This is a genomic window from Croceitalea sp. MTPC6 (assembly GCF_036985525.1).
GTDB lineage: Bacteria > Bacteroidota > Bacteroidia > Flavobacteriales > Flavobacteriaceae > Croceitalea.
In genome coordinates this window covers 248,576-272,352 of sequence record NZ_BTGR01000005.1, presented here as the reverse complement: position 1 = coordinate 272,352, position 23,777 = coordinate 248,576, and the positions used below count along the sequence as shown (strand labels likewise).

Annotated in this window: 16 protein-coding genes and 1 tRNA gene; 14 read left to right on the top strand and 3 right to left on the bottom strand. The window is 36.3% G+C overall.

Annotation, left to right across the window (positions count from 1 at the left end):
* Positions 1-142 precede the first annotated feature (142 nt).
* On the bottom strand, positions 143-1,285 hold the full coding sequence (locus AACP56_RS11695; protein WP_339337555.1) for an acyl-CoA dehydrogenase: 1,143 nt from the start codon (positions 1,283-1,285) through the stop codon (positions 143-145).
* 245 nt (positions 1,286-1,530) lie between these two features.
* On the opposite strand from AACP56_RS11695, the gene nhaD reads away from it, so the two are divergent.
* The 6 genes from nhaD to AACP56_RS11665 all read left to right on the top strand — a co-directional run bounded on the left by nhaD (position 1,531) and on the right by AACP56_RS11665 (position 6,269).
* Positions 1,531-2,859, top strand: coding sequence for a sodium:proton antiporter NhaD (gene nhaD / locus AACP56_RS11690; protein WP_339337556.1), 1,329 nt, complete (start codon positions 1,531-1,533; stop codon positions 2,857-2,859).
* Between the two features lie 55 nt (positions 2,860-2,914).
* Entirely contained in the window at positions 2,915-3,607 is a 693-nt protein-coding gene (locus tag AACP56_RS11685; protein ID WP_339337557.1) for a MotA/TolQ/ExbB proton channel family protein, read from the top strand.
* A 7-nt stretch (positions 3,608-3,614) separates the two neighbouring features.
* Positions 3,615-4,001 (top strand): ExbD/TolR family protein, encoded by a 387-nt coding sequence (locus AACP56_RS11680; RefSeq protein WP_339337558.1) that lies wholly within the window; start codon positions 3,615-3,617, stop codon positions 3,999-4,001.
* Positions 4,001-4,909 carry an energy transducer TonB gene (locus AACP56_RS11675; RefSeq protein ID WP_339337559.1) on the top strand — a complete coding sequence of 303 codons (909 nt, stop codon included), beginning with the start codon at positions 4,001-4,003 and terminating at the stop codon, positions 4,907-4,909. Before AACP56_RS11680 ends, AACP56_RS11675 begins: the two co-directional genes overlap by 1 nt.
* Positions 4,910-6,121, top strand: coding sequence for a bifunctional folylpolyglutamate synthase/dihydrofolate synthase (locus tag AACP56_RS11670; protein ID WP_339337560.1), 1,212 nt, complete (start codon positions 4,910-4,912; stop codon positions 6,119-6,121).
* Between the two features lie 73 nt (positions 6,122-6,194).
* Positions 6,195-6,269 (top strand) — tRNA-Val (locus AACP56_RS11665).
* Positions 6,270-6,302: 33 nt separating this feature from the next.
* Here the strand turns inward: AACP56_RS11665 and AACP56_RS11660 are convergent.
* Entirely contained in the window at positions 6,303-7,016 is a 714-nt protein-coding gene (locus AACP56_RS11660; protein WP_339337561.1) for a LytR/AlgR family response regulator transcription factor, read from the bottom strand.
* Positions 7,017-7,021: 5 nt separating this feature from the next.
* A complete protein-coding gene (locus tag AACP56_RS11655) occupies positions 7,022-8,137 on the bottom strand; it encodes a sensor histidine kinase (RefSeq protein ID WP_339337562.1) in 1,116 nt (371 codons plus the stop codon).
* Positions 8,138-8,325: 188 nt separating this feature from the next.
* Here AACP56_RS11655 and AACP56_RS11650 point away from each other — a divergent pair, with 188 nt between their 5' ends.
* The 8 genes from AACP56_RS11650 to AACP56_RS11615 all read left to right on the top strand — a co-directional run bounded on the left by AACP56_RS11650 (position 8,326) and on the right by AACP56_RS11615 (position 23,776).
* Positions 8,326-9,315 carry a carbohydrate-binding family 9-like protein gene (locus AACP56_RS11650; RefSeq protein ID WP_339339951.1) on the top strand — a complete coding sequence of 330 codons (990 nt, stop codon included), beginning with the start codon at positions 8,326-8,328 and terminating at the stop codon, positions 9,313-9,315.
* Positions 9,290-9,952: a hypothetical protein gene (locus AACP56_RS11645; protein WP_339337564.1), complete on the top strand. Its 663-nt coding sequence runs from the start codon at positions 9,290-9,292 to the stop codon at positions 9,950-9,952. Before AACP56_RS11650 ends, AACP56_RS11645 begins: the two co-directional genes overlap by 26 nt.
* A gap of 198 nt (positions 9,953-10,150) precedes the next feature.
* Positions 10,151-13,276, top strand: coding sequence for a SusC/RagA family TonB-linked outer membrane protein (locus AACP56_RS11640; protein ID WP_339337565.1), 3,126 nt, complete (start codon positions 10,151-10,153; stop codon positions 13,274-13,276).
* A 13-nt stretch (positions 13,277-13,289) separates the two neighbouring features.
* Entirely contained in the window at positions 13,290-14,780 is a 1,491-nt protein-coding gene (locus AACP56_RS11635) for a SusD/RagB family nutrient-binding outer membrane lipoprotein (RefSeq protein WP_339337566.1), read from the top strand.
* Between the two features lie 157 nt (positions 14,781-14,937).
* Positions 14,938-18,258: a VCBS repeat-containing protein gene (locus AACP56_RS11630; RefSeq protein ID WP_339337567.1), complete on the top strand. Its 3,321-nt coding sequence runs from the start codon at positions 14,938-14,940 to the stop codon at positions 18,256-18,258.
* A 28-nt stretch (positions 18,259-18,286) separates the two neighbouring features.
* Complete coding sequence (locus tag AACP56_RS11625) at positions 18,287-20,011, top strand: GMC family oxidoreductase (protein ID WP_339337568.1); 1,725 nt, start codon at positions 18,287-18,289, stop codon at positions 20,009-20,011.
* Between the two features lie 2 nt (positions 20,012-20,013).
* Positions 20,014-20,736 carry a gluconate 2-dehydrogenase subunit 3 family protein gene (locus AACP56_RS11620; protein WP_339337569.1) on the top strand — a complete coding sequence of 241 codons (723 nt, stop codon included), beginning with the start codon at positions 20,014-20,016 and terminating at the stop codon, positions 20,734-20,736.
* A 61-nt stretch (positions 20,737-20,797) separates the two neighbouring features.
* Entirely contained in the window at positions 20,798-23,776 is a 2,979-nt protein-coding gene (locus tag AACP56_RS11615; RefSeq protein WP_339337570.1) for a ThuA domain-containing protein, read from the top strand.
* Position 23,777 lies beyond the last annotated feature (1 nt).

The window sequence follows — 23,777 nt, the reverse complement described above, 5'->3', positions numbered from 1 at the left end:
CTCTAGAGGATGGCATCAGTATTTGAAAGAAACAGATTTATAACCTAGTTAGAATAGCTATACGCACAAATAAATCGATATTAAAACAAAAACACCCCTAATTTTTTAGGGGTGTTGAAAAATTAAAATGTATGATTAGCTCTTAATCTCTTAAAATACTTCTTGAAATCACTATTTTTTGAATTTCAGAAGTGCCCTCATAAATCTGAGTGATTTTGGCATCTCTCATCATTCGTTCTACGTGATAATCTTTAACAAATCCATTTCCTCCATGAATTTGAACAGCTTCAACAGCAACTTCCATAGCAGTTTCAGCTGCATATAATTTTGCCGTTGCACCTGATAGTGTATAATCATTACCATTGTCTTTATCCCAAGCAGCCTTATAAACTAAATGGCGAGCAGCTTGTATTTTGGTATGCATATCCGCTAATTTAAAAGCTATCGCTTGATGATTAGAAATTTCGGTGCCAAAAGCCTTACGTTCTTTGGAGTACTTTAATGCCAGTTCATAAGCCCCAGCCGCTATCCCCAACGCCTGTGCTGCAATACCAATTCTTCCACCGGCAAGGGTTTTCATAGCAAATTTAAAACCGAAGCCATCTTCGCCAATTCTATTTTCTTTAGGGACTTTTACATCATTAAATAACAAAGAGTGTGTGTCACTACCTCTGATTCCCAATTTGTTCTCTTTTGGGCCTATCTCAAAACCTTCCGTTCCCTTTTCAACAATCAGTGCATTGATTCCTTTATGTCCTTTTTCGGCATCAGTTTGAGCAATTACTAGGTAAACTTCAGCAGAGTTCCCGTTTGTAATCCAGTTTTTAGTCCCATTAATTACGTAGTGGTCCCCTTTATCTATTGCAGTTGTTTTTTGAGAAGTAGCATCGCTACCAGCCTCAGGTTCAGATAAACAAAAAGCACCTATTATTTCTCCAGAAGCTAAGCGGGTTAAATATTTTTGTTTTTGTTCTTCATTTCCAAAAGTTTCTAAGCCCCAACAAACCAAAGAGTTGTTTACTGAAACAATAACTGATGCAGACGCATCTACTTTAGAAAGCTCTTCCATGGCAATTACGTATGACAAGGTATCTAATCCGCTACCGCCGTATTTGGAATCAACCATCATTCCAAGGAAACCCAGTTCTCCCATTTTTTTAACCTGTTCTGCAGGAAATTTTTGAGCATCATCACGCTCAATAATGCCAGGTAATAATTCATTTTGTGCAAAGTCTCTTGCAGCTTGTTGAATCATTAACTGCTCTTCTGAAAGGGTAAAGTCCATACTATTGTGAAATAAATAAAAATACGATGCAAATATATGGGTTAACTGTTGATTTTTCAGAGATTTTAGGTGAAATACAAGAATAATTGAATTTTTAAAAAAGCTTCTCAAGTCTTGGGACTCTTTTTTATCAATCCTTATATTTAATGTTCATAAAAGGATAGAAATGATCTTATTTCAATATCTTTAGGATATAACCTAATTATTTGTAACCTTAACAAACTCATTTTTAAAACCAACTGAAAATGGAAACCATAATTATCATCATATTCCTTGCTGGTTACCTAGCAATTACCTTAGAACATAATTTAAAGATTGACAAATTGATTCCCGCCTTGGCAATGATGGCCATATTATGGGCAATGATTGCTTTGGCCCATTTGGATGTTTTTGAGGTAAATGCACAATTAAAAGAGTTAGAACCCACCCATATAGATGAAATATTGCTGCATCACCTTGGTAAAACAGCAGAAATATTGGTGTTTTTACTGGGAGCGATGACCATAGTTGAAATCATAGACTATTTTGATGGCTTTGCTACTATTAAAGGGTATATAAAAACACGTAGTAAGCGCAAGCTTCTGTGGATTTTTTCCATTTTGGCTTTTATATTATCGGCTATAATAGATAACCTTACTGCAACTATTGTTTTAATAACGATACTTCAAAAAGTAATTAAAGACCGTGAAACAAGATTGTGGTTTGCTGGTCTTATCATCATAAACGCAAATGCTGGTGGTGCTTGGTCTCCAATAGGGGATGTTACAACTACAATGTTATGGATTGCTGGCAAAGTTGAAGCGGGCTCTTTAGTGATTCATGTATTATTGCCATCAATCGTTTGTATGATTATTCCAACAATGATTGCTAGTAGGTTTAAGGCATTTAGTGGTCAGGTTGATATTGAAGAGAAGCAAGAAGGGCCAAAATCAAAATATGGACCCACAATGCTATATTTAGGATTGGGAGCTATTGTTTTTGTCCCGTTTTTTAAGACAATTACGCATTTGCCACCATATGTGGGTATGATGCTTTCTTTAGCAATAGTAGCAACATTTGCAGAGATTTATAGCAATGCTAAATTTAGCATTAGTTCCGCTATGGATGAAGATCATCATGAAGCATCACATCATAGCCCTGTGCATTCGGCACTTACAAAGATTGAGTTGCCAAGTATTCTTTTCTTCCTTGGTATTTTATTGGCCGTAGCAGCATTAGAGTCTTTAGGTATTTTATTTAATTATGCGGAAAGCCTTAACGAGGCAATACCGCAACGGGATATTGTTGTTATGTTATTGGGTATTGGTTCGGCAGTAATTGATAATGTTCCTTTGGTTGCTGCAAGTATGGGTATGTTCTCTGAGGGCCCAGACCATCCACTATGGCATTTTATAGCCTATTCTGCGGGAACAGGTGGTAGTATGCTAATTATTGGTTCTGCAGCAGGTGTGGTAGCCATGGGGATGGAGAAAATAGATTTCTTCTGGTATCTCAAAAAAATTGCGTGGTTAGCATTTGTTGGCTTTGTTGGTGGAGGATTGGTATTTATTGCTTTGCGTGATTTTGTGCTCTAGCATAATTTTATTCCCAAAACTGCGTTATTATTGCAACTAAAATTGGGGATACTTTATGATACTATTTCAAGATTTGGAAGAAGGCGTTGATACTGCGGCTTCTATTTCTGAAGAAAAAACACTTTCTGTAATTGATTTAATCGTTAATGGTGGTACCGGTAGTGTCGTCATCATTACAGTACTTTTCATTTTACTTTTTGTGGCACTTTATATTTATTTTGAGCGAATTTTTGCGATTAAGGCTGCTTCTAAAATAGATAAAAACTTCATGAATCAGATTCGTGACCATGTCATGAATGGTAAGTTGGAGGCTGCAAAACTATTATGTGCCCAAACAGATTCTCCTGTGGCTCGCTTAACAGAGAAAGGAGTTTCACGTATTGGAAAACCCTTGGATGATATTAATACAGCTATCGAGAATGCTGGTACACTTGAAGTTTATAAACTAGAGAAAAACGTTAGTATTTTGGCTACTGTTGCAGGAGCTGCACCAATGATTGGTTTCCTCGGGACAGTGATTGGTATGATTTTGGCATTCCATGAAATGGCAAGTAGTGGAGGACAAGCAGAAATGGGTTCTTTAGCATCAGGTATTTATACAGCAATGACAACTACTGTTGCAGGTTTAATTGTAGGAATTATAGCTTACATTGGATATAACCATTTGGTTAATAGAACAGACAAAGTGGTGCATAAAATGGAAGCTAATGCTGTAGAGTTTTTAGATTTACTCAACGAGCCTATATAGTTTTACTATGAAATTGAAAGGAAGAAATAAAGTAAGTCCGGAATTTAGTATGTCATCTATGACTGACATTGTTTTTTTATTGTTGGTCTTTTTTATGTTGACATCTAATGCACCAAATGCTTTGGACTTACTATTGCCTAAAGCAAAAGGAAAATCCACGAACACACAGAACGTTTCGGTCACTATTGATAAAGACTTGAAATATTACGTTAATAATGAACAGATTAACGGAGAATACATTGAAATTGAATTAAAAAAAGCACTAAAAGGCCAAGAGAAGCCTACGATTATCTTGAGAGCAGAACAAAGCGTAGCCATAAAAGAGGCTGTTAATGTTATGGATATTGCCAACAAGAACAATTACAAGGTTATTCTGGCTGTGCGGCCAAAATAATGCCACTTTTAGACACGAGACACAAGAAAAAATCATTTACACTTACAACACTATTGTTAAGTGTGCTCCTATTGTTACTTTTTTATATAGGATTAACCTATTTAGACCCACCTGAGGAAAATGGTATAGCCATTAACTTTGGTACTATGGAATTTGGTAGTGGGAAAGTACAGCCCAAAGAGAAGATTAAATCAGAACCTTTGGACATCCCAGAACCCACAAATGAACCAGAACAAGTTCAAGAAGAAGTTAAACAAGTTGTGGAAGAACAGGTCGAAGAGGAAAATGTAGAAGATGAAGCGCCAATTGAAAAAGTTGTTACTCAAGAGAGCGAAGAGTCCATTCGTATAAAACAGCGGGAAAAAGCAAAACGAAAAGCAAATGAGGCTGCTGAAAGAAAAAAAGCTGAAGCGGCTCGAGTTGCTCGTGAAAAACGAGAAGCAGAAGAAAGAAAACGTGCTGAACAGGAAGCAAAAAAGAAAAAGTTAGATGCTTTAATGGGAGGTATTGGAAAATCTGACGGTACTGAATCAGGAAGTGAAGGTGATGATAACAGAGCGGGAGATAAAGGCAGTCCTGAAGGTAACCCATATGCTACCAGTTACTATGGAGCGCCAGGTAGTGAAAATGGAACAGGTGGTGTTGGTCTTAAAAGTAGATCTTTGGTAAGTAGCGATAAAGTACGGCAAAAATGTAATGAAGAAGGTAAGGTCGTGGTTGAGATTGTAGTTGATAGAAATGGAAAGGTTATAAAGGCCACTCCAGGCGTAAAAGGAACTACAAATAAAGCCGATTGCCTACTTGAACCTGCTCGCAAAACAGCTTTCACGTACAAATGGAATCTAGATTCAAATGCCCCTGCCCAACAGATAGGCTTTGTAGTTGTCAATTTTAAATTGGGGCAGTAGGTGAACTATAAAGAGACTTTGGATTGGATGTTTGCACAACTTCCAATGTATCAACAAAAAGGTAAATCTGCATATAAAGACAAACTTGATAACAGCATCAATTTTGCCCTTTACTTAAAAAATCCGGAGGAAAAATTCAAATCAATTCATGTAGCAGGAACCAATGGAAAAGGTTCAAGTTGCCATATGTTGGCTTCAATTTTACAAGAAGCGGGCTATAAAGTGGGGCTATATACTTCACCCCATTTAAAAGATTTTCGAGAGCGGATTAAAATCAATGGTAAGAAAATTGGTAAAAAAAGGGTAAAGAACTTTATCGCTGAACATAAAGATTTCTTGGAAAACCATCAACTTTCTTTTTTTGAAATGACGGTTGGTATGGCATTTGAGTATTTTGCTACTCAAAAAGTTGATATTGCGGTTATTGAAGTTGGATTAGGTGGGCGATTGGATTCTACAAATATTATTACTCCAGTAGTATCGTTAATTACTAACATAGGCTTGGACCATACACAATTATTGGGCGATACCATTGAAAAAATTGCCTTAGAGAAAGCCGGCATAATTAAAAAAAATATCCCTGTGGTCATTAGCGAAACGCAACCTGAAACTAAAGGTATTTTTAGTATGATTGCTTCTCAAAAGAAGGCTAAGATTATTTTTGCTGATGAAAGTGTTGATGTATTGTATCCTACAGATTTATTGGGAAACTATCAAAAAAGAAATATCAGGGGAGTAATAGCTTGCCTTAAGGAACTAAAAGAGTTTAAAACTTCTCAAGGACACATCTCTAGAGGGTTGTCGAATGTAGCTGATAACACAGGTTTGTTGGGACGATGGCAAGTTTTGAAAAAAAAACCAACCATAGTTTGTGATACCGCCCATAACAGAGAGGGACTACAATTGGTTCTAGAGCAAATACAAAATCAAGAATTTACCAAACTACATATGGTTTTAGGTTTTGTAAATGATAAGGAATTGTCTAAAGTTCTGGCCATTATGCCAAAAAGGGCAACTTACTATTTTGTTACCCCCAATATACCAAGAGGTTTACATGCAGAAGAATTATCTGTTTTAGCAACAGAACATCAATTGGTGGGTAAGGCATATGAAACAGTCGCCAAAGGAATGAAAAGTGCTATAAAAAATGCTAAAAAAGAGGATTTTATCTATGTGGGCGGCAGCACTTTTGTGGTTGCGGAAATTGTATAATAATTTTAGGTTGATTGCTTTTGCTAAATAAAAAATGGTGCTATATTTGCACACCCTATTCAAAAATAGTTTAGGGCGCTTAGCTCAGTTGGTTCAGAGCACCTCGTTTACACCGAGGGGGTCGGGGGTTCGAATCCCTCAGCGCCCACTTGAAGCCTCCAATTACATGGAGGCTTTTTTATTAGGAATGGTAGTTCTCCAATATCCTTTTCTTTACTTCATCACAATAACTACGTCCAATAGTGTATCTAATATCATCTATTTCTACACTGTTACCTTCAACTGACTGTATTTTGTCAATAGCCACAGTATATGAGCGATGAATTCTTAAGAATTTATCTGCAGGTAATTCATTGGTAAACCCAGTTAAAGTTTTATGGATAATATATTTATCAGAAGTGGTTTTAATTCTAATATAATCCTTTAAGCTCTCCACAACCAGTATTTCATTTAGATATATTTTTTGCAGCTTTTTATTATCTATTTTGATAAAGATGCTTGGATTGGAATCTGTTTTTTGATTTGCTGATCTACTTTTTGAGAGTAAATCAATAATTCTATTGACCGCTTTTAAAAACCTTGGAAAAGATACTGGTTTGACCAAGTAGTCAATTGCTTCTACCTCATAACTTTTTAAAGCATATTCTGCATGGGCAGAGGTTATGACTACCATTGGTTTCTTTTTTAACGTTTCTAAAAAACCAAAACCATCCAAAACGGGCATATTAATATCTAGGAAGATAATATCTACTGTGTTATTTTGTAAAAATATGCTAGCATTAACGGCATTAGAAAATGTTTTAACAACATTTAATTGTTCTATTTTTTCTGCGTGGGATTCAAGAACATTTATGGCTAAAGGCTCGTCATCTATTATAATTACTTTTAGCATCATAATACCTATACTTTTAATTTTAGAAAAACGTGAAAATTTTTATTTTTTTTCTTGATTTTTAATTGGTAATCATCGGGATTATAGCCCAACTCCAACCTTTTTTTTACATTGGAAAGCCCAATGCCACCGCCTCTAGTGGGTATTTTGTTATCCTTCACTTTTTTTGGTATGGTATTTTTTAAGTTCAAATATAGAAAGTCATCTTTAACATCAATATCTAGGGATATGGACATTTTGCCAATATTTTTACTTGCCCCGTGCTTAAAACAGTTTTCCACGAAAGGAATTAACAACATTGGTGCTATTGTTTTACCTTCCATGTTTCCTGAAATTCCGATATCAATTTCAAGGGAGTCATCAAATCGTATTCGTTCTAAGTCAATATAGTTCTGCAAACACTCAATTTCATTTTTTAAACTTTGCTTTCTTTTATCGGTGGCATATAGGAGATAGCGCATCAATTCAGAAAGCTTTAGGACGACTTCGGGTGCCCTACTGGATTTCTTTAATGTTAAAGCATAGATATTGTTCAAGGTATTAAAGAAGAAATGTGGAGATACTTGAGACCTTAAAAACCGAAGCTCAGTTGCAAGTTGTCTCTTTTCAAGTTCATGCAATTTGCTATGTTCCGCCAACCAATCAACGGTAATTTTAATGGCCGTGACAAATGATACAACATAGAGTTCTCCCAACATCATTTGAACAGCGTAGTTAAAAGTGATAACTTCTATTGCTTCTGGACCTTCCGGCCACACATTTGTAGTTACAAAATAATAGGTCAAGTAGTATTTTACTAGAAGCATTACAATGAGGGATGCTAGAACTAATAAGGTATATAGAAAGTATTTCTTTTTGTAGACATAGCGAGGCATTAAAAAGTAAATATTAAAATAAGACAATGCCATATGAATGGGAAAACCTATCAGGTTAGATTTTAATGAATAATCATAATCATTAAAGTAACTGCCCCATCGTAATGTGTTAAAGAGAAAATAGATAGACCAAAAGATGATGTGATGTTTATATGTAATCACATATCGGTTTATTTTCTCACTGGATAAGTAGCCGTTATCCTCGTTATCAATCCTTAAATCTTGAAAAGCACTTACCTTATTCTGCATCAGTTGTTGGTCAAATCTAAATAGTTATTGGTCTAAAATACTAGTCTGTTAATATTAAATGTATGAATATTATATAAGATATTTAAGCTGTGATATTGTACTTAACAAATGGGATGTTAAAATTTAAGGTTTTGAAAAAACCTTTGTACAGTTTAACAATGTACGCTACAATCTTACTTTTTTTATTAATGGGTCATACCTTATCAGGACAATATCCGCCCAAAACGTATACTGCATTTTATACAAATGAGGATGTTGATATTGATGGTGAGGACAATGAAAAAACATGGCAAGAAGCCAAATGGACCTCTAAATTTATTGATATAGAGGGGAAAAAGGTGCCAAAGTTTGGAACTCGGATTAAGATGGCTTGGAGTCCCGATTATTTTTATGTGTTTGCTGAAATGGAAGAACCCCATGTATGGGGCAACCTAAAACAGAGGGATACTGTAATCTTTTACAATAATGACTTTGAAGTTTTTATAGATCCAGATGGGGACACCCATAATTACTATGAATTGGAAATTAATGCACTGAATACTTTTTGGGACCTTTTTTTAACAAAGCCCTATCGCAATGGTGGCAAAGTATTGGATAGTTGGGATATTCAAGGTCTTAAATCTGCTGTCAGAATAAATGGTACCATTAACAACGCTTTAGATAAAGATATGGGATGGTCTTTAGAGATAGCAATTCCGTGGAAGGTATTGGTAGAAGCGTCTAATAACTCTAGAGTACCTGAGAATGAATTTTGGAGAATCAATTTTTCTAGGGTCAATTGGGATTATGATTTAATTGATGGAAAATATTTTAGAAAAAAAGATGTGAATGACAAATATTTACCTGAATATAATTGGGTTTGGTCCCCTCAAGAAGTTGTGAACATGCACGAACCCGAGCGTTGGGGATATGTGTATTTTTCTAAGGACACTAATTCTAGCAAATCTCAATTTGAAGTAAGTGAAGAAGAAAGAATAAAATGGAAACTCTACAATTATTATAGACACTTATATAAAAACATAGATTTTAAGCTTCCAAAAGAACTGGAAGATAATGGTAAAACTATACCGCTGTATTTTAAAAAAAATGACTTTGGTTGGAATTTATGGACTTTAAGCCCTCTCACAAATGAAAAATTAATTATCAGAGATGATGGAAAATTCTACACTGCCAAATAATAGGGGTAAGGGGGCTAAGATTTTGGTAGTGGTTTTATTATCGCTTTTAGCTGTTGGTTTTTTGGATAACCAAATAATGGGTAAAAAAAGAAAATTTAAAAAAAGTAAAATCGTTGGTGTTGCTATTGAAAAAGCGGATTTTAAATTTTGGACTTGGATAACAGCTGACGAAAAGAGAACCAATGCATCTTATACAGAGGATTTTAAAAAATTTAATGATTATGGTTTTGATGTAGTCCTTATAAATACTGGTGCAAATGCTGAGCTTTTAAAAAGGTTGACTCCCTTGGCAAAGAAAGAAGGTTTAGAGGTACATGCATGGATATTCACGAATAGGGTTAATCAATCGTTGGATAAACGAAATATTGATACTGTATTGCCAGTGATATACGACAATTTTAGTAATAAAGAGTTGGATTGGACACGGTATGCCGAACTACAAGGAGTTAATGATTTAAAAGGTAAGAACCCTAAACTATGCACTAAGCTTTACATTCCAGATTTATCTCCGCAGGAATTTGAAAAAGCTATTCTGATGGCAAAAGCAAATGGGGCTGAATGTATTTCTATTTTTGATAGTCCTGCACTTTCAGAAAGGCATTTTGCAGTGGTAAAAAAACTAAAAAGCAAAATGTAAATGAAGCTGGGTCCAGTATCGTCTTTCTAGTAATCTACTTCTAATAATACCTATGCCTACTTAAAAAAGAATGGGAATACCACCCTCTAGCTTTTCTGAAATGTCATTGGTCGAAATTTTTGCGAAACTATTTTTGTAAATTTAAACTTAACATTTCATTAACCTAAAACTGACTAAATAAAGTAAACCTAAACTAGTATGAAACAAAAATTCAAGTATTGCATGCTTCTTTTCCTATTTCTTATTTATCAAGGAGCAATGGCACAGAACAAAACCGTAACTGGAACAGTTACGGATGAAAGTGGAAGTCCATTACCAGGCGTTAACGTTGTGGAGAAAGGAACTTCCAATGGAACATCTACAGATTTTGATGGTAATTACAGCATAAGCGTGGCTGAAAATGCAACGTTGGTATTTTCCTCGCTTGGGTATTCAACTTCAGAATTATCGGTAGCTGGAAGGTCTACAGCAAATATTTCTCTGGCGGAAGATGCTAGTCAATTAGATGAAGTTGTAGTCACTGCTCTTGGTATCAAAAGAGAGACCAAGGCATTAGGTTACTCGGTAACTCAAGTAGATGGAGAGGAAATTGCGACAGTAAAGACAGTAAATGCTATCAATTCTTTGCAGGGTAAGATAGCAGGTGTAAATATTACACAGAACTCAACGGGAGCAGCTGGTTCAAGTAGGGTTATCATTCGCGGGAATAGTACACTTACTGGGAATAACCAACCACTTTATGTTGTAGATGGTATTCCAATCGGTAATGATAATAACGGCTCTGCTAGTTTGTGGGGAGGAAGCGATGGTGGAGATGGTATTTCAAGTATTGCACCTGACAACATAGAATCAATATCAGTACTAAAAGGTGGTGCGGCTAGTGCTTTATACGGCTCTCGTGGTGCAAATGGAGTTATTTTAATAACAACTAAGGGCGGTACTAAGAAAGAAGGTTTTGGTATTGAATATAGTACAACGGTTAATTTTGATGCTATAAATACAGATCTTCAGGATTTTCAAACCACTTACGGTCAAGGAACACAAGGAAGGGTTCCAGCAACTCAAGAAGAAGCTATTAATTTAGGATTCAGTGCTTGGGGTCCAAGATTTGACGGTTCCTCGGTTATTCAATGGGATGGTGTTGAAAGACCTTATTCTTATACAGGGAATAATCTTAAAAGATTTTATAGGACAGGAACTACCTTTATAAATACTGTAGCCTTCTCAACTGCTGATGATAAGTCTAATCTAAGGTTTTCAATTACAGATCTGTCCAATAGTGATATTGTACCTAATTCTAGTCTTAATAGAAAAACCTTTTCGCTTAATGGCGGCACCGTTCTAGGAGAAAAGCTAACTTTGCAGGTAAATTCGCAGTATATAGTCGAAGATGTTATCAATAGGCCAAGACTTTCAGACTCTCCTGGAAACGCAAACTTTACTGTAGGATTATTGCCAGGAAATATAGATGTTAATACCTTGAACCCTGGTGCGGATGAAGATGGTAATGAAAGACAATATAATGGAAATGTCTTTTCTACAAATCCTTATTTTGCAGCTTTTAATTTTAGGAATGAGGATACAAAGAACAGAATTATTGCATCTGCATCATTGAGATACGATATATTGGATTGGTTATATGTTCTGGGTAGAGTTGGTACTGACCACCAAACATTAAGAACTACTAGGATAACACCAACGGGAACATTGTTTAATCCTTTAGGTGACATGAATGAATTGAATAGGCGCTTTACACAAGTTGATTCCGATATTATTTTGGGTGTAGATAAAGGTATTACCGATAAGTTTGCTGTATCAGGTCTTGTAGGAGCAAATAAAAACTCAATTGTAAGAGAAGACTTAAATTTAGGCGGAAACCAATTTATTGTTCCTGGTCTTTTTGATATTGCCAATTTAAGAAATCAGAATAGAAACAGAAGTTTTAATAAAAGGGAGATAGGTTCTATTTATGGCTCATTAGAGTTGTCGTATAATAATTATGCTTATCTGACTTTTACTGGAAGGAATGACTGGTTTTCAACGTTATCTTTTCCTGGAAAAACAACTCCAAATAACGATTTTTACTCTTCAATCAACGGTAGCTTGATATTATCAGACATGTTGGCAATGCCTACGTTTGTAGATTTTCTTAAAGTAAGAGGTGGTTATAGTCAAGTGGCCGGTGGTGCTCAAGAAGCTTACCAATTAGCCTTGACATACGAAATCTTTGGACAGGGGCATTTGGGCCAACCACTAGGTAGAGTTAGTGGAGGTACAGTGCCAAATGCGAATCTAGTTCCTTTTAACAAAAGTGAATTTGAAATTGGTTTTGACACTAGGCTTTTTAATAATAGACTTTCTCTGGATTTTGCTTACTATGCAAATGAAACTACCAATGATATTGTTAATGTAACAACTTCAGTAGCCTCCGGGTTTGGAGCGGCATCGGCGAATTTAGGTAAGTTGGAGAATAAGGGTGTTGAACTTCTAATCTCAGGAACACCGATTAGAACTCAAGATTTTAACTGGACAACCACTCTTAATGCAACTTTTAACGAAAGTGAAATTACAGCTACTAATGCTGATAATTCGGACATTGCCTTAGACGAGCCTAGAACTAGAAACGTTAGAATACAACAAATAGTAGGACAGCCTTTTGGAGTTATTTTTGGTACTTCATATGTAAGGGATAATAATGGAAATATAGTATATGACATTGACGGCGATGGTGTGCCGATAGCCAGGCAAGGCGAGCGCAAAATTTTAGGAGAAGGTGTTCCGCCATGGAATTTTGGTTGGACCAATAGCTTTAGATATAAGAATTTCAATTTAAATTTCTTAATAGATGCTAAATTTGGAGGTCAGATATTTTCAGGAACCAATTCTATTGCATACGGAGCCGGACTCCATAAGAAAACCTTGGAAGGTAGAGAAGGTGGTCTAAGTGTAACGGGTGTGGACGGATCAACTTTTGATGCTGATGCGGGTACAGGTACTTCATTCACCACAACGGTAAGTCCAGAAAATCTTCAAACCTATTGGGGTAGGGTTAATGACATCGCAGAGGAATTTGTTGAAGATGCAGATTATATAAAGTTTAGACAATTTAGCCTTGGTTATACTTTACCAAGTCAAATTTTAGACAAAACATTTTTACAATCTGTTACAATCAACCTTATTGGTCAAAATTTATTTTATTTATCAAGAAGTATAGATAATATTGATCCGGAAAGTACCTATAATGCTGGAAATTCTCAAGGATTAGAGTATTTTGGTGTACCTTCTACAAGAAGCTATGGATTAAGTGTTAACGTTCAGTTTTAAAAAAAAGAAAATTATGAAAAAATCAATTTATATCTTATTGTTTGTGTTCGCGCTGACCGCATGCGATGAAGGTTTCGAAGAAACGAATATAAATCCGCAAAGACCTGTACAGGTTTCTGTCAATACGAAACTAACAGCTGCTCAGTTGTTTGTTTCGAGTGAAAGATATGATAACTGGCGCGCTGGTCTAATTTATCAGTCTACCATGATGCAGCATATAGCTACAACAGCTGGCTACTGGGATGGCGACAAATATACCTGGAATAGGGGTTATGCTTCCTCTCTAATGGATAGATACTATGGCAATGCAATAAAATCATTAGAGGATATGCTGGTTCAAATAGATGAAGAAGGATTGCCTGCAGAAATGAAGGCTATTACTAGAATATTGCGAGTTTTTGCGTTTTCTAGATTAACCGATTTATATGGTGATGTTCCTTATAGTGAAGCTGGAAAAGCGGTGTTAGAAGATATTTTGACTCCTAGATACGACCCGCAAAGTGAAATTTATGCGGATATGCTAAACGAATTACAAGAATCAGCTGCAGATTTAGGTACAGGTACTTCAGCATTTGGTGATGCTGACATCATTTATAATGGAGATCAAGGAAAATGGAAAAGATTAGCCAATTCTTTAATGCTCCGTTTAGGTTTAAGACTTATAAAAGTTGATCCTGCTGCTGCCCAATCTTGGGCGACTACAGCAATTGCTGGAGGTGTTATGGAATCCAATGATGACATATTCTATGTGCCACATACTGCTGGTCCAGAAGGAGTAAATCAAAATGGTAATGGAGAAGTTTTCTTGGTTGATGGGAATCCTAGGTTAAGTAAAACTTTTGTAGATATTTTACAAGCTGGTAATGACCCTAGATTGCCTATTCTTGGTGCCAGAAGAAGCGATGGAAGTACTGACCCAGCAGATTTAATCGGTTTTCCAAATGGTCTAGATGCCAATATGCTTTTAGACATGACTGGCGAAGAAAATATGGATAATTATGCGGAGCCTAATAGGAGCGTTATAACTGGCTTAGATGCCCCAATGATTTTCCAAACTTATGCCGAAGTTCAGTTTATGCTTGCAGAGGCTAATGTAAGATGGGGTCTTGGCGGTGATGCTGAAACAAGCTATAATAATGGGGTAACAGCTGCAATGGAAATGCTTTCTTTATACGGAGATGGTGGAGTCATCGACCCAGCTGATATTGCAACATATTTGACCAATAATCCATATGATGCTGGCAACGCGCTAGAACAGATAAACACACAGTATTGGATTGCTACCTTTTTAAATGAGTATGAAACTTTTTCTAATTGGAGAAGAACGGGTATTCCAAATTTAGTTCCCGTTAATTATCCTGGTAATGTTACTAATGGGACCATACCTAGAAGGATGTCTTATTCTGAAAGTGAGCAGGTAAATAATAAGGCAAATTATGACGAGGCAATTTCAAGACAAGGTCCAGATGAATTAACTACCCGTGTTTGGTGGGATGTTCAATAAATAGTTTTAAGTTTTTCTCATTTATATTAAAATGAGTTAGTTTAGTTTTATTCAAGCAATTGGGGAGAGTTTACTCTCCCCAATTTTTTATCTGATGATTATTATTTTCATGAATACTTTTAAGCGATTAATAGAAAGATCAATAGTTGTAAAAACTATGTTTATATTCTTTTTGTTATCGCTTTTTTCTTGCGGAGACAAGGAAGCTACTAATGACATTAAAACACGATTCTCACTACTTAGTTCAAATGAGACAGGGATAAATTTTTCAAATGATGTAAAGGATGCCAAAGAGCATAATATTTTAAGATATGCTAACTATTATGGTGGTAGTGGAGTTGGAGTAGGGGACTTTAATAATGATGGGCTCCAAGATTTATATTTTGCTGGAAACATAGTACCCGATAAGTTATATCTAAATAGGGGAAATTTAAAATTTGAGGACGTCACAGATAAGGCTGGTATCATGAATGATGGCGGTTGGTCTACAGGAGTTACAATTGCAGATGTCAACAGTGATGGTCATCAGGATATCTATGTTAGTAGGGAATTGTATGATGATAATTCGGAATGGCGAACAAATTTACTTTACATAAATAATGGAGATGGAACATTTAAGGAAAATGCGAAAGCATATGGTGTTGCAGATAATCAGAGGACAAGACATTCTACTTTTCTAGACTACAATAGTGATGGTTTGCTAGATCTTTTGCTATTAACTCAGCCACCAAACCCAGGTAGTTTATCGCCATTGAACGGCACGGAATTATTAAAGCCAGAATACTCTCTGAAACTACTAAAAAACACAGGGGCAGTGTTTTTAGATGTTACTGAAGAAGCTGGAATTAATAAAACAGGTTTTCCCAACGCAGTTTCTGTAAGTGATTTGAATAATGATGGACACCCAGATTTATACATTGCAAATGACTTCTATGTGCCAGATTTTCTTTTCATGAACAATGGAGACGGTACTTTTTCCAATACGGCAGATCAATCACTTAAACATATGCCCTACTACAGTATGGGTGTTGATATTGCCGATATAAACAATGATGGTCTCAATGACATTTTTGTTGTGGACATGGTTGCCGAAGACAACTTTAGGTTAAAATCCAATATGAGCGGAATGGATATAGATGCTTTTTGGAAGGTGGTGGAAGATGGTGGCCATTACCAGTATATGTATAATACAGTTCAAAAAAATAATGGTAATAGTACGTTTAGCGATGTCGCTCAATTTACAGGTATGCAAGCAACTGACTGGAGTTGGAGCAACCTTTTAGCAGACTTTGATAACGATGGCTTAAAAGACGCATATATTACTAATGGACTGCTAAGGGATATCAGAAATACTGATGCTGACAACAAGGTTGCGGAATATATAAATAAAACAAGGGCAGAATGGCTAGTAAAGCATCCGGATGGTGGGAGTATAAATAGTGCCTTTGATATCATTAACGTAGATGAGGCAATATCCTTCTTGCCTTCGCAACCCTTAAAAAACTATGTGTTTAAAAACAACGGAAATTTTCAATTTTCGAAAGTAATGGAAGATTGGGGTTTTGATGAAAAATCTTTCTCCAATGGTTCTGCGTATGCAGATTTTGATAATGATGGTGATCTGGATTTGATAGTAAACAATATTAATGAAGAGGCTTTTTTATACCGTAATAATTCAGAATCATTGCCAAATTCGAATTACCTAAGAGTAAAACTGGTAGACAAAGAAAATAAAAGCACTTTTGGAGTAAAAGTTCGTTTAGTTGTTGATACTCAAGAACAATTTTTCGAAACCACGAATGTCAGGGGAATTTACTCTACCAGTGAACCCTATATCCATTTTGGTGTTGGAAATCATGAAAAAATTGATACGTTAGAAGTTTTTTGGCCAAACGGGGACAGGACATTAAAAACAAATTTAAAATCCAATAGGGTTGTTGAATTGGCGATACAAGAAGCGAAGCCTTTTCTTAAAAATAATATACTTAAGAATAATACGCTGTTCTCAGAAGTATCCAAAACTACTAGCTTAGAGTACTCTCATCAAGAAAACGAATTCGATGATTTTGAATATCAAATTCTATTACCACATAAAATGTCACAGTTTGGTCCTGCTCTAGCTAAAGCCGATATAAATAGTGATGGGTTAGATGATCTTTATATAGGTGGGGCATCTGGTTTTGAACCCGTATTAATGATTCAAGGCAAAGATGGTGAATTCACAAAAAGCAATCCTGATTTTTGGAAGAAAGAAGCTCCTTACGAAGATGTTGATGCTGTTTTCTTTGATGTAAATGGAGATGGAGCCAAAGACTTATATGTGGTCAGTGGTGGGAATGAATATGCCAAGAATAATTTTCATTATGCAGATAGGCTCTATTTAAATGATGGCAACGGTAATTTTAAAAAAGGGGCATTATTGAATGCAGATAGGAATAGTGGTTCTAAAATTGTAATTGAAGATTATGATAAAGACGGTGATTTAGATGTCTTTGTTGGAGGGCGTCATGAACCTCAAAGATACCCAACACCTGCATCAAGTACATTTTTTGTAAATGATAATGGGAGTTTAATTAACAAAACATCTGAGTTGGCTCCAGAATTTAAAGATTTGGGGATGGTAACTGATGCCTCTTGGTTTGATTATGATAAAGACAACGACTTAGATTTAATAATTGTTGGAGAATGGATGCCGATTACCATTTTCTTGAATGAGAATGGGAAAATGGTAAAACAGAATATACCGACTTTCGAGAGTACCACAGGTTGGTGGTTTAGTATCACGTCAGGGGATTTTGACGCTGATGGTGATATGGATTTTATTGCAGGTAACTTAGGGCTCAATTACAAGTACAAAACTTCGCCAGAGGAACCATTTGATATTTATTATAAAGATTTTGATAATAACGGAAGTGGAGATATTGTTTTGGGCTATCACAACAATGATAAACATTATCCTTTAAGGGGTTTTTCATGTTCTTCAGAACAAATACCAGGGTTAAAAACAGAGATAAAAAAATATGATCTTTTTGCTTCTATGGAGATTAATGAAGTCTATGGAGAAACAAACTTGGAAAATGCACTGCACTATCAAGCAGATACTTTTGCATCCTATTATGTTGAGAACCTAGGCAATGGGGAATTTAAAATGCAACCATTACCTAATGAGGCACAATGGACTAATTTAAATGATGTATTGGTTAAAGATTTTAATGGTGACGGAAATTTAGATGTGCTAGCTGTTGGTAACCTTTATGTTTCAGAAATAGAAACTCCACGGAGTGATGCAGGTACTGGCATACTGCTTTTGGGAGATGGGAGTGGCAATTTCATGGCTATTAATACTATTGATAGTGGTTTTTTTGCTTCAGGTGATGCAAAAGGATTGGTAGATATAAATATCAAAGGAAAAAACACAATAGTTGTGGCCAATAATAATGATAAACTTCAATTATTTGAATGGAATAAAAAGAGATGACTTTTTCTAATAAAATAAAAACGTGTAGATGCAAATAATAGAAAATTCAACTGTATATGACGCAATTATTGTTGGGTCTGGAGCAGGAGGTGGTATGGCTACCAAAGTACTGGCCGATGCTGGTTTAAAAGTTGCTGTAGTGGAAGCTGGACCGTTTTTTGATCCTGCTGATCCAGAACAAAAGACCCAATTACGTTGGCCATACGAATCAGAGCGTAGGGGAGCAGGCACTCGTTACCGACCATTTGGTGACTATGATGCTGCCTATGGTGGCTGGGATATAGAAGGTGAACCTTATACCCATGTAGAAGGCACTAAATTTAATTGGTTTAGGTCTCATATGCTTGGGGGGAGAACAAACCACTGGGGACGTATCTCGTTGCGGTTTGGGCCAAAAGACTTTAAAGGAAAAGATAGGGATGGTTATGGTGACAACTGGCCCATAGGTTATGATGATGTAAAACCATATTATGATAAAGTAGACAAGCTTATAGGTGTTTTTGGCACTAACGAAGGTCTTCCTAATGATCCTGATGGGTTTTTTCTACCACCACCTAAACCTAGGCTACACGAGCTTTTTTATATTAATGGCGCAAAAAAATCTGGAGTTCCAGTATACCCTTCCAGAATGTCCATGTTGACCAAACGTATTAATAAAGACCGCGGAGTTTGTTTCTATTGTGGGCAATGTGGTAGGGCATGTCAAGTATATGCTGATTTTTCTGCTGGTACGTGTTTAATTTTTCCAGCGCAGAAAAGTAGGGGGCAAGTAGATTTATTTGTAAACTCTGTGGTAAGAGAAGTAACAACTGATGAAGAAGGTAAAGCTACTGGTGTTTCCTATATTAGTAAGGATGACAGAAAAGAATATAAATTAAAAGGTAAAACCGTTATTTTGGCAGCTTCAGCCTGTAGTTCAGCTAGAATTTTAATGAACTCCAAGAGCAAGCAACATCCCAATGGGTTGGGCAACAGTAGCGATGTAGTAGGTAAATACCTTCATGATTCTACTGGTGCTGATAGGGCGGCTTTTATACCTGATTTAATGAATAGGAAAGTATCTTATAATGAAGATGGTGTTGGGGGTATGCATATCTATTCTCCTTGGTGGGGAGACAACTCTAAATTGGATTTTCCACGTGGATATCACCTAGAAATATGGGGTGGTATGGGTATGCCTAGCTATGGAACAGGTTTTAATGTCAATGACTTTAATAAGTTCTTTGGAACTAAAGCCGGAGGATATGGGGATATTCTAAGAAGTGATTTGAAAAAATACTACGGTGCCGTAGTTGGTATATCTGCAAGAGGTGAATCAATAGCTCGGAAAGACAATTATTGTGAGATAGACCCTAATGTTGTTGATGAATGGGGCATACCTGTATTACGTTTCAATTACAAATGGTCAGATTTAGAGCGAAACCAAGCAAAACATGCCCATGATACATTTGAAGAAATATTGACCAACATGGGCGGAGAACTTATGGGAGATAAGCCAGGCAAAGACAGGGATTATGGATTACACACTCCAGGTGCTATAATTCATGAAGTAGGTACTACAAGAATGGGAGATGATTCTAAAACATCGGTTACCAATAAGTATCAACAATTACATGATGTGGATAATGTATTTATTGTAGATGCTGGGGTATTTACATCACAGGCAGATAAAAACTGTACATGGACGATTTTGGCACTCTCATGGAGAGCTTCAGATTATATCGTTGAGCAATTAAAAAAACAAAACATTTAGCCATGGATAGAAGAAAAAGTTTAAAAGCGATAGCGTTGGGCTCTGTTGCCACGGGGTTGGCAGCACATGGTTGCAAACCTGGTGAAGAAAAGCCAGAAATTGTGGACGTAAAAACTCACGAGCCGGTCAAATGGCGTACGGATTATGAGAATAAGATTTTAACCGAAATCAAAGAAGGGGAAAATTTCTTCAATGAGCACCAAAGAGAAACCATGGTTGTGCTTTGTGATTTAATTCTTCCACCCAGTGAAGAGTTTAAAGGAGCATCTGATGCAGATGTAGTCTCTTTTATCGATTTTATGGCAAGGGATACAGAATCAGAAAAAATGCAAACTGATTTAAAAGGGGGTTTAATGTGGTTGGACCATAAATGTAATACAGAAAACGGAGTTGTATTTAAATCTGCAACAGAGTCACAGCAAAAAACCATATTAGATGAAATCGCATATTATGACCCAAAAGTTCCAGAAAACGAACGCCCTTTTGAGGTAAACTTTTTTAGCATGGTCAGAAATATGACAATGTCTGGCTTTTATACCACTAAGATAGGTATCGAGGAGTTGGGTTATAAGGGAAATATGCCCAATGTTTGGGATGGAGTGCCTCAAGATGTTTTAGACCAACATGGTGTTGCTTATGACCCGGAATGGATTGCAAAATGCGTAGATCAAAGCAAACGGAACATAGCTGCCGAATGGGATGAAAATGGAAACCTATTAACTTAAAAATCAGATAGGATATCTAGATTTACATTTAAAAAAAATACCAATTAAGCGCTATTTCCAATTGATAAAGTTTAAATACATCATAGTTGTTCTTTGCGTAATTATAACAATCACTTCTTGTAAAGAAAAGCCTGAAAAAGTTTTGGTATTCAGCAAGACTAAGGAGTTTAGACACGAATCAATTGAGACTGGGATAGAAACCTTAAAAAAGTTGGGTGCAGAGCACGGTTTTGAAGTAATGGCTACTGAAGACTCTTCATTTATTGTTGAGGATTCTTTGAAAAGCTATAGTGCGGTTGTTTTTTTAAATACTACTGGTGATATTCTGAATGATGTACAACAGGCAGATTTTGAAAGATATATTCAATCAGGTGGAGGGTTTGTAGGTGTTCATGCTGCTACCGATACAGAGTACGACTGGCCGTGGTACAATAAATTAGTTGGGGCTAATTTTGAGAGTCATCCAAAAATACAAACTGCCCAGTTGAACGTTATCGATTCAACACATCTTGCCACTGTACATTTAAAAAAAGTATGGAAAAAAGAAGATGAATGGTACAACTTTAAAAAAATAAACAAATCGGTCAATGTTCTTTTAAAGATTGATGAAGATAGTTATGAAGGGGGCCAGAATGGGGAATCCCATCCCATTTCTTGGAACCATGAGTTTGATGGAGGTCGCGCATTTTACACTGGGATGGGGCACACCAATGAAACTTATGAAGACAAAACCTTTCTAACTCACCTTTTGGGCGGTATAAAATATGCCATAGGTGAAAATGAACTAGATTATGCCCTTGCCAAATCCGATAGGGTACCACCAGAAAATAGATTTGTCAAAAAAGTATTGGATTTTAATTTGGATGAACCAATGGAATTGGCGGAGTTGCCAGGAAAAGGTATTTTATTTATTGAGCGAAGAGGCAATGTGAAGTTGTATGATTTTGATGAAAAAAGAACAAAAGAAGCTGGTAAGATTGATATTTTTTATGGTAACGAAGACGGTCTCATAGGGTTGGCTGTAGATCCCAGTTTTGAGGAAAATAATTGGGTTTACCTATTCTACTCACCATCAGGAAACAAACCAATTCAAAGGATATCCCGCTTTGTTTTTAAGGACGACTATATTGACATAAATTCAGAAAAGGTTTTGCTGGAGATTCCAGTTATGCGAATTTGTTGTCATAGTGGTGGTGGGTTGGAGTTTGGTCCAGGTGGAAATCTATTTATCGGATTAGGAGATAATACTAACCCGTTTGAATCAGACGGTTTTGCACCAATAGATGAACGTGAGAATCGTGCTGGATGGGATGCCCAAAAGTCTGCAGGAAATACTAACGATCTTAGGGGAAAAATACTTCGCATTAAGCCCGAGGACGATGGAACATACAGTATTCCTGAAGGGAATCTGTTTCCTAAAGGTATGCCCAATACTAAACCAGAGATCTATGTGATGGGGGTTAGAAACCCCTTCCGTTTTTCAATAGATTCCAAAACAGGCTATGTTTATTGGGGTGATGTTGGACCAGATGCGGGAAAACCAAAAGAAGATAGAGGTCCTCATGGTATGGGGGAATTTGATCAAGCAAGAAGCGCAGGGTTTTGGGGTTGGCCCTACACTAGAGGGAATAATCAATTATACAATGATTTTGACTTTAAGGCGGAAACCTCAGGCCCTAAATTTGACCCCAACAATTTAATCAATGATTCTCCAAACAATACAGGAATCAAGAAATTACCCTTTGTAAAAGAGTCTTTAATTTGGTATTCTTACAGTAGGTCTGAGGAATTCCCTTGGTTGGGACAGGGCGGCGTAAACCCAATGGGTGGACCTATATTTCACGCTTCGGACTCCAAAAATTCAGATGAAGGTATATTTCCTGAGTATTTTGAAGATAAATTATTTGTTTATGAATGGATGAGGGATTGGATTTATGTAGTCACCTTAGATGATAATCAAAATTATGCAAAAGCAGAAGCTTTTATGCCGAGCACCGAGTTTTCACATCCCATGGACATGATTTTTGCACAGGATGGTACCATGTACTTATTGGAATATGGACAAAAATGGAATGCAAAAAACCTAGATGCTAAGTTAAGTCAAATATCTTATATACCTGGTAACCGTAACCCAATAGCAAAAATAGAGACGAATAAAAAAATTGGGGCGGTACCTTTGACTATAAATTTTTCGGGGACACCATCTTTGGATTATGACGGTGATAAACTGACCTATGAATGGTATTTTACGGATTGGGACAAAGTACAGTCTGATGAAGCAAATACTTTATTTACTTTTAAAGAAGCTGGGTCTTACAATGTACGATTGAAGGTTTCTGATGAATTTGGTAACACATCACAAGCTGAAACCAAGATTTTGGCAGGAAACGATGCGCCTGAAATACGGATTCAAATTCACCCCCAAGACACTCTTTATGCAGATGGAAGCACAGTGGAGTACAGGGTAAATGTCATTGATTTTGAAGATGGAAACTCTGAAAATGGTGGTATTGAGAAAGATAAGATAAGAGTAACCTTCGATTATATTCCAGAAGGAGAGGATATAATTAAGGCAACTCTGGGCCACCAGCAGAATGTTATCCATGAAGGAAAAAAAATAATGGATAATACAGATTGTAGAGCTTGCCATTCGGTTAATGAAAAAGTGAACGGACCAAGTTATTTAGAGATTGCCCAGCGCTACACACTTAAGGATAAGGATTATTTAATAGATAGGATAAGTAGGGGAGGTTCTGGTGTCTGGGGTGAATCATTAATGTCTGCGCATCCACAATTGTCACTTGATGAAATAGCAAAAATGGTCGATTATATTTATACATTAAAACTGGATAATCGGCCTCAAGTAGAATTGCTACCTTTATCAGGTAAGGTGGAATTTAACCAACATCTTAAAAGCGAGAACCCAGGAAAGTATATTTTAATGGCCTCCTATCTGGATGAAGGAAATAAAGAGGTGCCCAATTCCTCCTTATCGGCAAACAAAAAAATAGTGTTTGTCCCTAAAGGGGTAAAAGAGTAAT

Excerpts from the sequence above, each read along its gene's own strand:
- AACP56_RS11675 (WP_339337559.1), top strand. The coding sequence starts at position 4,001 with ATGCCACTTTTAGACACGAGACACAAGAAAAAATCATTTACACTTACA.
- AACP56_RS11630 (WP_339337567.1), top strand. The coding sequence starts at position 14,938 with ATGTTTATATTCTTTTTGTTATCGCTTTTTTCTTGCGGAGACAAGGAA.
- AACP56_RS11660 (WP_339337561.1), bottom strand. The coding sequence starts at position 7,016 with ATGATGCTAAAAGTAATTATAATAGATGACGAGCCTTTAGCCATAAAT.
- AACP56_RS11680 (WP_339337558.1), top strand. The coding sequence starts at position 3,615 with ATGAAATTGAAAGGAAGAAATAAAGTAAGTCCGGAATTTAGTATGTCA.
- nhaD (WP_339337556.1), top strand. The coding sequence starts at position 1,531 with ATGGAAACCATAATTATCATCATATTCCTTGCTGGTTACCTAGCAATT.
- AACP56_RS11695 (WP_339337555.1), bottom strand. The coding sequence starts at position 1,285 with ATGGACTTTACCCTTTCAGAAGAGCAGTTAATGATTCAACAAGCTGCA.
- AACP56_RS11645 (WP_339337564.1), top strand. The coding sequence starts at position 9,290 with ATGGAAAATTCTACACTGCCAAATAATAGGGGTAAGGGGGCTAAGATT.
- AACP56_RS11655 (WP_339337562.1), bottom strand. The coding sequence starts at position 8,137 with ATGCAGAATAAGGTAAGTGCTTTTCAAGATTTAAGGATTGATAACGAG.
- AACP56_RS11640 (WP_339337565.1), top strand. The coding sequence starts at position 10,151 with ATGAAACAAAAATTCAAGTATTGCATGCTTCTTTTCCTATTTCTTATT.
- AACP56_RS11635 (WP_339337566.1), top strand. The coding sequence starts at position 13,290 with ATGAAAAAATCAATTTATATCTTATTGTTTGTGTTCGCGCTGACCGCA.
- AACP56_RS11685 (WP_339337557.1), top strand. The coding sequence starts at position 2,915 with ATGATACTATTTCAAGATTTGGAAGAAGGCGTTGATACTGCGGCTTCT.
- AACP56_RS11650 (WP_339339951.1), top strand. The coding sequence starts at position 8,326 with ATGGGTCATACCTTATCAGGACAATATCCGCCCAAAACGTATACTGCA.
- AACP56_RS11625 (WP_339337568.1), top strand. The coding sequence starts at position 18,287 with ATGCAAATAATAGAAAATTCAACTGTATATGACGCAATTATTGTTGGG.
- AACP56_RS11620 (WP_339337569.1), top strand. The coding sequence starts at position 20,014 with ATGGATAGAAGAAAAAGTTTAAAAGCGATAGCGTTGGGCTCTGTTGCC.